Consider the following 2,807-nt stretch of genomic DNA (forward strand, 5'->3'; position numbering starts at 1 on the left):
TGTACTGTTCGGTCGTCACATTGCGGAGCTGAACGGGACGAACGGTGCGCTGGTGCGGTCGTACGTGTGGGGGTTGGATCTCTCGGAAAGCCTGGACGGAGCGGGTGGAGTGGGCGGGTTGTTGTGGGTGCGGTTGAGCGGCGGGCCTGCTGCGGGAGTGCACTTTGTGACGTATGACGGCAACGGGAACGTGTGGACCCTGGTCTCGGCGAGCACCGGTACCGAGACTGCGCGGTACGAGTATGGACCGTTTGGGGAGCCTTTGCGGATGACGGGCAGTGCGGCGGGTTCGAATCCGTTCCGGTTCAGCACGAAGCGGACGGAGGACGGAACGGGCCTGGTGCTGTACGAATACCGTGCCTACAGTCCCGCCCTGGGAAGGTGGTTGAGCCGGGATCCAATTGAAGAGAAGACTGGAGTGGGGTCTTATCACTGGATCGCAAACGTAGGGCCTGGTGCTGTCGACATTGACGGGCGCTTTAGCGCCACGCGCTGCTCGGTGTGTGGACAGTGGTACCAGGGCTATCATCAATGTCCCGGACCCCCTCCAGGTGGCGGCCCTGGCTATCACGACATTCCGGACTGGTTTCGCAATCCACCAGACGAAGGAAAGCCTTGTTGTTGTAAGCCGCCAGCCAAACTCAAGCGCTTTGAGCGGGTTGACGATCCGCCATCCAGGACACGGATTTCCATGCGGATAATTGTGGAGCTTGAAGGCTGTTACAAAGACCTCGCGATAGGATGGTGGACTTGTTGGCGGCCAGATGGCAGTGGTGGATGGATGCCAGGTTTCGAGAATAAGACCAGTGCTTATCTCAAAGTGTATGGAATCACCATTCCCGGTGTTGGGGACCGTTCGACCGGACCACATCTTACATTAGCTATTATACGTTATTTGTCGTGTGAAAATGGCCGTTGGGTCAAATACAAAATGTCAAGAGGACGAACGTATATCTGGTCGAATGGCCACTGGACGTGGTAGTTGAGTGTGTTGAACATGGACCATCGATGGTGCAAATGTGCTGCTCTCAGTGTGGCACTTGCAGCGGTATTATGCATCGTTGTGCCACGAGCACGCTACATGGTAGATCGTTATAATTGTAGCCGACAGCTGCAGAGCCTATGGTGTGCACTTCAATTATATAAGCAGGAGCACGGCGGGCAGTGGCCGTTAACGTTGAAGGATCTTGACATCTCGGTGCAGCGACTCTTAAAATGTCCTGGTGTTGCTGAATGCAGAGACGAGTGTCGGGAGGATTACATTTATATTCCGTGGCAAGGGACAGGGTTAAAGGTCGATAATGGTGCAACGGAGTACCCTTTAATCTATGATCGATCATTGTCCAACCATCGTGGAAAAGGCATTAACATCTTATTACTTGATGGTAGGGTGATGTGGGATCCGGGTGCTATGAGGCTAAAGAAGTTTGCGTCTGAGCATTCCGGCATTGTCCTGCCTGTACCGAGGTGAAATAAGTGCCCGCTGAAAGGCGGAAGAAACCGCCGGACTAGCAAGTGCGCGCAGCGTGGCGACATCTTGGAATGCAACTTCACATTCGGGGATCATCCGGCTTTACAAAAGCGGGCGAGAAGAGCGTGCATGAGCGGATGGTTTCGGCGGATAAGGTGGACCTAAGAGGAGGTCTGGAGAAATGTAGGGTGGAGTATGTAAAAGGGACTATTGCTTTGATGCGGTAAAGGCGGCGGCAGGCCATCCGGGTGGAACTTTTGTCAGGCTAGCGTCTGTCAGGTGGACATGTATGATGTGGACCCGAAGTGATTGGAAATGCACCATGTGAAATGGGGTGAGGGCAAAGTAATTACAGTCTAGGGTCTCTCAGAACGCATGGGGGTCTGGATCGAGGCCATATCAGATTACGGGTTGTTATCATGGAGCGTTGTGTGCGTTCTAGGCTTGCGAAAGCGGTGCTGGGAACTGCGTATAGCATGGCGGTGATTGGAATGTTTATGCTCGATACTATTTCCTTTGGTGGCGGATGGTTGGGGGGATGGCTGGAACTTGCCGTACACCTGGTGTTATTTGGCAGCGTGTGGTTGGGGTGGGCGCTGAAGCGGTGGAAATGGGCGTTGTGTGGCGCGGGTGGAGCGGGTGCAATCACGCTGTCGGCATATGTGTGGGGCAAGGTTGTGCATCCCGGACAGGTTATGGTGGACTATGGAGGGCCTTATTTGCTTGGGCTGACCGTTCTTCCTTTTGTGGCTGGCCTGGTATACCCGGGGAAGTGGTATGTGAAGCTCGGGTTCACGGTGGTGGGATTGTTGGTGGAGTGCATAACGCTTGTGGTGGTGGGGTTTGTGTTGATAGCCCTGACGGGCTTGCCCGTGGATTGAGGTGCACAGCGGGGAGGAAAGTTCGACGGGACGTGATCATGGCACTGAAAGGGACGATCCATAGAGTCCGCAGGGCCAGCCTCGAGCACAACTGGAGGTCGCCGACGTCCTGAGCCTCAACGCCAGTGTCCAGCCCACCGGATGCTTTGGCCGGCGTGCTTTGGGAGGCGGTGGCATTGCGATGAGCCCCAGAGGCGCAGGAGGCGCACGGGGACGTGCATAGGGGGTCGGGATGCACGGAGCCGCACGGCGTGTAGGGAAGCGCCGTGGGCGTGGGTGCTTACCAGCCGAGTGGCGGTCTGGACGCCGTGGGGTGGGCGAGGACGGCGCAGGTAAGGGACAGAGCGCAGCCCAATGGCCCGTAGAAAGATGCGGGCACAGGGGACTGTGCCCCTCCCGGGCCCTCGGCAAACCAAGGGCGCCCTGGGACCTCCGCCAATCCGAGCGGGACTGCG

Annotated in this window: 2 protein-coding genes; both read left to right on the plus strand. The window is 56.8% G+C overall.

Translation table 11 applies throughout. From position 1 onward, the window contains the following. The first annotated feature begins 190 nt into the window (after positions 1-190). Complete coding sequence (locus G4L39_RS15805; protein ID WP_343203327.1) at positions 191-982, plus strand: RHS repeat-associated core domain-containing protein; 792 nt, start codon at positions 191-193, stop codon at positions 980-982. A 965-nt stretch (positions 983-1,947) separates the two neighbouring features. Then, positions 1,948-2,352, plus strand: a complete 405-nt coding sequence (locus tag G4L39_RS09360; protein WP_165107726.1) for a hypothetical protein — start codon at positions 1,948-1,950, stop codon at positions 2,350-2,352. Positions 2,353-2,807: the final 455 nt, after the last annotated feature.

Origin of the sequence: Limisphaera ngatamarikiensis (assembly GCF_011044775.1) — a bacterium.
Lineage (GTDB): Bacteria > Verrucomicrobiota > Verrucomicrobiia > Limisphaerales > Limisphaeraceae > Limisphaera > Limisphaera ngatamarikiensis.